General features: G+C 65.3%; 6 protein-coding genes and 2 pseudogenes. 1 reads left to right on the forward strand and 7 read right to left on the reverse strand.

Going from position 1 to position 6644, the window contains the following annotated elements:
- From AB8Z75_RS27165 to AB8Z75_RS27175, 3 genes and pseudogenes are all read right to left on the reverse strand, one after another.
- On the reverse strand, window positions 1-191 hold a 191-nt coding region (locus AB8Z75_RS27165; protein WP_369206472.1), incomplete at its 3' end, for a hypothetical protein.
- Entirely contained in the window at window positions 163-531 is a 369-nt protein-coding gene (locus AB8Z75_RS27170) for a hypothetical protein (RefSeq protein ID WP_369206474.1), read from the reverse strand. The genes AB8Z75_RS27170 and AB8Z75_RS27165, both read right to left, overlap by 29 nt.
- Window positions 532-628: 97 nt before the next feature.
- Window positions 629-880, reverse strand: a pseudogene (locus AB8Z75_RS27175) (Scr1 family TA system antitoxin-like transcriptional regulator); the annotation flags it as partial.
- 300 nt (window positions 881-1180) lie between these two features.
- On the opposite strand from AB8Z75_RS27175, the gene AB8Z75_RS27180 reads away from it, so the two are divergent.
- On the forward strand, window positions 1181-3052 hold the full coding sequence (locus AB8Z75_RS27180) for a hypothetical protein (RefSeq protein WP_369206476.1): 1872 nt from the start codon (window positions 1181-1183) through the stop codon (window positions 3050-3052).
- Between the two features lie 46 nt (window positions 3053-3098).
- On the opposite strand, the gene AB8Z75_RS27185 is transcribed toward AB8Z75_RS27180, so the two are convergent.
- From AB8Z75_RS27185 to AB8Z75_RS27200, 4 genes and pseudogenes are all read right to left on the reverse strand, one after another.
- Window positions 3099-3773, reverse strand: coding sequence for an SMI1/KNR4 family protein (locus AB8Z75_RS27185; RefSeq protein ID WP_369206478.1), 675 nt, complete (start codon window positions 3771-3773; stop codon window positions 3099-3101).
- Between the two features lie 881 nt (window positions 3774-4654).
- Window positions 4655-5281, reverse strand: coding sequence for an ATP-binding protein (locus AB8Z75_RS27190; RefSeq protein WP_369206480.1), 627 nt, complete (start codon window positions 5279-5281; stop codon window positions 4655-4657).
- Between the two features lie 307 nt (window positions 5282-5588).
- A pseudogene (locus AB8Z75_RS27195) lies at window positions 5589-6133 on the reverse strand (transposase).
- 41 nt (window positions 6134-6174) lie between these two features.
- Window positions 6175-6429 (reverse strand): DUF6332 family protein, encoded by a 255-nt coding sequence (locus AB8Z75_RS27200; RefSeq protein WP_369206482.1) that lies wholly within the window; start codon window positions 6427-6429, stop codon window positions 6175-6177.
- Between the last annotated feature and the right edge of the window lie 215 nt (window positions 6430-6644).

Below are 6644 nucleotides of genomic sequence, written 5' to 3' on the forward strand. Positions count from 1 at the left end.
GTACGGGCGGCGGACCAGTACGGGCGGCGGGCCAGTACGGGCGGGGCGGGGCGGTCGTTCGCGGTGTGGCGGTGCCGTGACGTGACGGTGACGGTGGCGAAGTCACGAGGGAAACCGGGCCGGGCCGGGCCGCGGAGGCGGTCCTCGGCGGCCGTGAACAGATCAAACGCGCCGAAGCTGCCCGACTTCAAAACGAGATTGACAGAATGACCACGCCAGCACGCCCCGGCCCAGCACACACCCGGAGCGAAAACCGGACCGATCCGCGCTCTTGGGCATGCCGCCCATTTCCTCCAGCTCGATCGCGGCGGCGGCCAGGCCGTCCTTGGTGGGGAGCCTGGTCTCCTCACCGCCGCGTGCGCGGCCACCGTCAACGGCCAAGCCGTGGCGCTGCAGGTCGTTCGCCGCAGCCCGGTGGGAGGATGTGCGGGCTTCCTTCTGCTTCGCCCGGGTCGGCTTGGTCGTGTGCCGGTAGGTCAGGTGCGGAGAGGACACCCGCTGGATCTGGTCGGCCGTGGCGACCTTCAGCACACCGAGGACGCACAGCACATCCGCGCGCAGGTCGTTGCTCGATCTCGCGCCGCTTGCGGACACTGCTGCTGGCGGTCGGGGTCTCGATGACGAGGTGCTGGTCGTCGTAGAGGTAGAAGGCCTCCAGCGGCCACTCCCTCCGCGCGGCGCCTTGGGGGATGCTGCCGAGACAGACCAAGGGCAGCGGCATCACGGTCAGCAGGTGGGTGAGCTGACCGGCCATCGTGGCTGGGGCGCCGATGCGCGAGCGCAGGACCCATGCCTCGATCAGCACCACGAAGAGGTAGCGGCTGCGGGCCAGGCGGGCGGCGACCCGAACACGGACTTCCTCATCAGACGTGACTGCAATGTGATCGTTACATCACTCAGTGCAACCGTGAGCAGGGTCACGACCGGCAAGGGCGGTAAGTGCCCTCTGTCCTCTCATGTCCTACTGACCGGCAACCTAAATGCGGCATAGGAATGCCGACGGCGCGACATCGTCCATCCGTCCGCCTCCCTGCGGCGGCACATATGTCGACGCCGGGAGGCGTGGTGTGAAGGGAGCACCCACCGCGTGCACCGAATAACCCGACTCCGCCTACGGCGCGGTTTCGTAGCCGCCTGCGCGACGTTGCTCGTCGCTTCTGGCGCCGCACAAGCAGCGGGCGTGAGCGACCAGGCTCTCAGCCCTTCTGCTGCCCGGCGCCTGAGCAGCAGCCCGGTTGAACTGGCCGCGCAAGGACCCGAGTCAGGCGCCAGGGCAGGACACCGGCCCGAGTCCGGTGATGATCTCAAGGCCGGCCCGCAGTCCCAGCACAAGGACGGGGTGTGGAGCGTCGTCACCCCCCAGGTCGTCCTGGAAAACACCGTCACCGATCCCGACGGCGACGACGCGAACCTGACGTTCCAAGTGTCGGAAACCGACAGCAACGGCAAGCCCACCGACGATGTAAGTATCAACGACGGGAACAAGGACGGCGTACGGGTCTCCGAGATGGTCCCCTCCGGCACGACCGCCAAGGTCGAGGTGGAGTACGGCTACCTGAAGCCGGGCGTGAACTACGCGTTCCGCACCTCTGCCTATGACGGTGGTCTCTATGAGACGGAATGGTCGAAGTGGGAACGCTTCCGTATCGACCCGTATGTGACCTTCCCCGAGCCGCAGACGTCCTCTTCCATCGACTCCACCAAGCAGGAGCCGCGGCAGACCGTCCGTACCGATCCTGGCACGGTGCTCGGCGCACGGCAGACAAAAGAGCAGACATGTTCCAAAGTCGATGCGCAGGGCAACAAGGTGTGCATGAGCTTCACCCCTGCGTCCAAACAGGACCGGAAGGCGCTCAAGTCCCCCCGGGCCTCAGCCAGCGGCGACCTTGTGCCGTGGTGCATGGACAAACCTCTCGGCGAGGACCACATGACCCGCACCGAGGCCTGCCTGCGGGGCGCCGGCAACGCGAACATCGTCTTCCTCTCCTCCGATCCGGACGACCCGCCGCTCGGTGTTGCGGACTTTTTCATCGAGCAGCGCATCAAGGCATACCCGAACAAGGCATCCGGCGGAGGCAGCAAGGCCACCTTCCGGCAGCAGCTGATCGCCACGCCGCTGCACATCGACTCGGCGCTCAACGGGGTGAACCTGTACTGGAAGCCCACCGTGAAGTGCAGCTCGTGCACCACGACGGCGCCGAAGTGGTCCAGCTACTCCGGCGGCACCGATGACGGTCACTGGTCGCCTGGTGAGTCGGGTATTAACGCCGCCCAGATCGCGGACATCAGCACCACGTGGACCGGTTCCGGCAAGGAGACCATCGATCTGGAATGGAAGGTCGATGCGACCGTCGACGTCGGTAACGCGATGACCGTGACCGGCGACTACGGCTCCAGCGGCGACAAGAACAGCCGCGAGCTGGCACCGCGCTGCGATGACCTGAAAAACCGCATGACTCCCGGCTGCGTATTGCAGGGCTTTGACCCTACGTACACGGTCGACACCAACAAGGTCCCCGCGGCGGGCGCCTACTACTGGCTGATGCAGCAGAACATGCCGGGGCGTCCCGGAAGCGGCGACGAGCCCATGCACTACCTGGGCAAGGACACCCCGGTCCGGAACTCTCAGGGCGAGCCGTGGTCACGTGATGACAGCCGCCAGAAGGTGTGCGGCACTTACATCAAGCCCACGACCGGAATCGGAGAGGTGGACTGCGACGAGTTCGCGATGGCCTCCACTCATGAGTCGGGCGGCTTCCCCGGCAGCCCGAACCAGGTCAGCAACGGTGATGAGTGTGCCCAGCTGTTCGCCGACAAGATGGGCACCGGCGACGACTTCGGTCTGCTGGCCGACACCCGCAAAGCAAAGAACGGGCCAAGCTGGAAGGAGAGCTGCGGCCGGGCCGCCATCCCCTCCGCCGAGAACCAAGCGGCGTTCAAGAAGTTCCCCGCGCCCAGGTGGCGGATGCTCGACAACGACACGTTTTTCCTGAGCATGCCGGGCTTCGAGCACTGCGATGCAGGCAAGCCCTGCTCTTGGCGCAAGATCTGACAGCCCCTGCATGTGGGGCGGCCGTGACGGGCCGCCCCACATGCTTTCAACCGCTCAGCGCCTCCCACACCGCAGCGTCCGCGTCGAGAATGGGCATTCCCCAATGCAGTGCCGCCCCGCGCAGCAGCCCTGCGCCGGCTGGCGGCGGAGCAGGATGCTCGAGGCCGTCTGCCATCTTTTCGAGGTAGGCGGCCAAGGAGTCGGCTACCGAATCATGCTCCTCGTTCGACTCTTCCCACTTGCGCACCTCGCCTGTGTCACCGTCGAGGTACAGACCGTAGGTCTCATCGTCCACAGCGAAGGAGGAGAAGGGCATCCAGCCCGGCTGCCAGAACACGTCCTCTTCCGGTTCATAGTCTTCGTCTTCTTCCCGGTCCTGCTGCAGCTCTATGTGCAGCCGGTGCGTCTTGGACACTCGCGACAGCCTCATCAGGGCCCAGTTGCCCAGCATGAAGGCAGAACCTTCTCCGGCTGCTGCCCCCGCGCGAAGATGCCACAGCGTCCTCAACTGCTTTGGGACGCGCGCGCCTAGATCGCTTTCCAGCACCGCAAGAGCCTCCTCGGAGGCCCCCGACTGGAGCGTGGCGTAGGAGGCGGGAGCATGCTCGCGCAGCCAGGCCTCGACGCGCTGCCAAGCCGCAGCAACGCGGCGGGCCTGGTCCTCCTCTTCCACAGCCGACAGATGCCGTACCGGCTCACCGGGAGCCGGGTCATCACTCATGCGCTTCACCTTTCCCGTGAAGACCCGATGTCCGCTTGGACATGGAACTCTTCCTCCTCTGCGCCCCGAAGTTGAAGGCTGACAATCGCAACCTGCTGCCCTGCGACCCGTGCCGAGTAGGTCCGGTAGGCCAGGGAGAAGGCCAGCCTGCACTGCGAGAGTCCGTCCAAGGGCGTCGCCGAGGTATCTGGGACCGCAGCTTGGTCGCAGTGGCGGCGAACTGCAAGCTACAGAAAGTCGACGGGACGGCCCCGGCCAGGTGATGGGTGCCGGAAGGCAAGCCACCGGGCATGTGCAGACAAACAGGCGGCTGGTCGTCCACCTTCTGCCCTGACTAGTCTCCTACCGTGCCAGCCATGGATGCCATACCGATGCCTGAGCCGCCGTGTTGCGCAATTCACCAAACCTATCGCTGGATTGGCAGCGCGAGCGGCGAGGTCAGGTGAGCAGCTTGGACGGTGCAGGCGACTACATCGTCTCGAGCCGCGGCGATGCGGTCACCCGTCGCGTAGTGCACCCCACCGCTCACTTTGCAGCGCTCACGCAGTGTCCTTCGATGAGGGCGCGCTTCAGGTATGCGCGGGTGAAGGCGTCCAAAGCGTCTCGGCGCTCGCCGGTGTTTTTAGGCGTAGCCGTGGAGGCGTAGAGCTCGACGACGAGGTCTGCTGCTGGCGCTGCCCCAGCACCGTCGTGCACTGAAGGAAATTGCCGCGCTGGCACGTTCCCTGACGCCCTCCGGTGTGGCCTCACGCGCTGTCAGCCGCGACGCTGTCCAGACGGCCGCGCTGCCGCTGCCCGCCAGACGCGCAGCCGCCCCAGAGGTGATCATGTACCTCAGATCGTTGTTCAGCCCTCTGAGTCTGCAGTCGTCTCGTACTGAGTCAGCCGCCCTGTCGATCGTCGACTTCGACGGTCAGGTGCGGCCACACTGTGACGAGTTGTCTCAGCTCGTCCGCGTTTGGTTCGGCTGCTGTGCGCACGGGCTCGGTGGGGAGGAAATGGACAATGGTGCCGGTCGTGCCGTCGTCGACGATCCGGGTCAGGCCAGTCGAGGGGATGCCCAACTCGTAGCGTTGAGTCCAGGCTCCTCCTGCGCGACGGTTGGTGTGTATGAGCCATTCGCTGAGCGCAGCAACAACGGACGCACCGCGGCGCGGATGGCCGTCGGGAAGCAGTTGCGCGTTGGGGTGGTCGAAGAATCGAAGGTCTTTTGTCGCCATGACCGGCTTCTTTACGGCTTGTCCGTGGTGATCGAAGCGTGTGTCGGTGCCTCGCCCGTCGTCCGCGACCGATACAGATCCGTTGACGTGGAACGTGACGGTGCAATGCCCTGCGCCCCGTACTTCCGCCTCGTCGGCTGCATAAGCGACGACTTCGAGGATCAGGTGCTTCGTACCGCTCGGTGCAAAGGCGGCCCACTCGTGCCGGATACGCGTGAGGTGGTGGACATCCACGGTGCTCTTCCAGTCGTGCGTCGTGTTACGCCAAGGAACCGTTCTTCTGTCCATTTCAGCAGCCCAAACTGTAGGGGGGCGTCTATGTAGGTTGTCGTGCAGCCGCCAAGCCCGTCAGCCCTTACTCTTCCGGCTACGGTGAGACCACGCACCCCGCTATCGCTACGCGGGCTGCCCCCCCCCGGCCCTCAAGGCAGGACGCCAAGTCGGCGACTTTCGCTGGACTCATCAGCACCTTCGAGTGACCATTCATGTCTCGCAGCTCCAGGTCGGTCCGGCGAGCACTTGTGGCATACGAACGTTCAGCCCCACTGTGCCCTCGGCAGCCCTGCCAGGCTACCCATTCGCTCCTTCGTGCAGGTTAAGGTGTCATCCCATTGGTAATTCTGCGGTAGCAGATGAGAGTGCAGGTGATGCCGGTAAAGGCGGGAAAGTGCTCGGCTTTGCGGTCGTAGCGTCGGCGGAGTCGGCGGCAGCCAGCAAGTCAGTCCATGGTGCGTTCAATGGTCCGGCGGTGTAACCCAAGTCGCTGTGAGTTCTCGACGCCCTTGTGTGCGATGTGGTGCCGGACGCCGCGCTGGGACCTTCATTGCCGCAGGTGGCGGTAGTCGTGGCCCTTGTCGCCATGCAGTTTTCCGGGCTTGCGTCCTCGCAGCCGCCCCGGCGGGACCGGAGCGGGGGTACGCTCCTTGTGAACCTGCGGTGGGCTGTCACACCTGACGGCCCGAACGACGCTGCGAGCTGCTGCTGCCACGTGCAGCCTGACGTCGCCACGAACACGATCGCCGCCAGCACCTTCCGATCACCGTGGCGACGTCGGCCACCGCCTTGCAGCCGCGACGCTGCTCCCGGAGCCACGCGCTGAAACGACTGCCACAACTCATCCGGCGGCAACCGCTCAACGATACGACGCCGGGAGGCTACCGACCACAAGGAGAAGCCCGCAGTCAGTGGCCCATTCGGCGCTGCTTGTCGAACCGAAGCAGCACTCGGACCAGACGCCACACTCCGGCCACCGTTGCGAGCAGTGTGCCCCCTGCCAACACACCTCTCTCGGCCGCCCCGGAGAGGTCAAGGAGCAGGACGAGAGTCCAGGTGACGGCGAAGATCACCCCAGCCAGCACGGCGGCAGTCACCAGGGCGAAAACGATCTCCACCGTCATTGCGTCCTTTTCCCACCGCGACTCACGCCCGATATCCATGCTGCAAGTCTCACATCGCGGTCAAGTCACCGCGCCTGCGCCGGTCTTTCACGGGTGCCTCGATCACCAATAGAGGTGACTTCCAAAGAACAACCACTCTTACCTTTACGACCTGCGGACCGTCGCGACCTCAACGAGACACAGCCCCTGGACCTACTGGCCGACTTCCGTGGCTTCTCCCTCGGCACCGCCCTCTCCTCCACCCCGCTGCCCTG

It is taken from the genome of Streptomyces sp. PU-14G (assembly GCF_041028275.1).
Classification (GTDB): domain Bacteria; phylum Actinomycetota; class Actinomycetes; order Streptomycetales; family Streptomycetaceae; genus Streptomyces.

Bases quoted from the DNA above. Each gene is read 5' to 3' on its own strand.
- AB8Z75_RS27185 (WP_369206478.1), bottom strand. From the start codon at position 3,773: ATGAGTGATGACCCGGCTCCCGGTGAGCCGGTACGGCATCTGTCGGCT.
- AB8Z75_RS27190 (WP_369206480.1), bottom strand. From the start codon at position 5,281: ATGGACAGAAGAACGGTTCCTTGGCGTAACACGACGCACGACTGGAAG.
- AB8Z75_RS27200 (WP_369206482.1), bottom strand. From the start codon at position 6,429: ATGGATATCGGGCGTGAGTCGCGGTGGGAAAAGGACGCAATGACGGTG.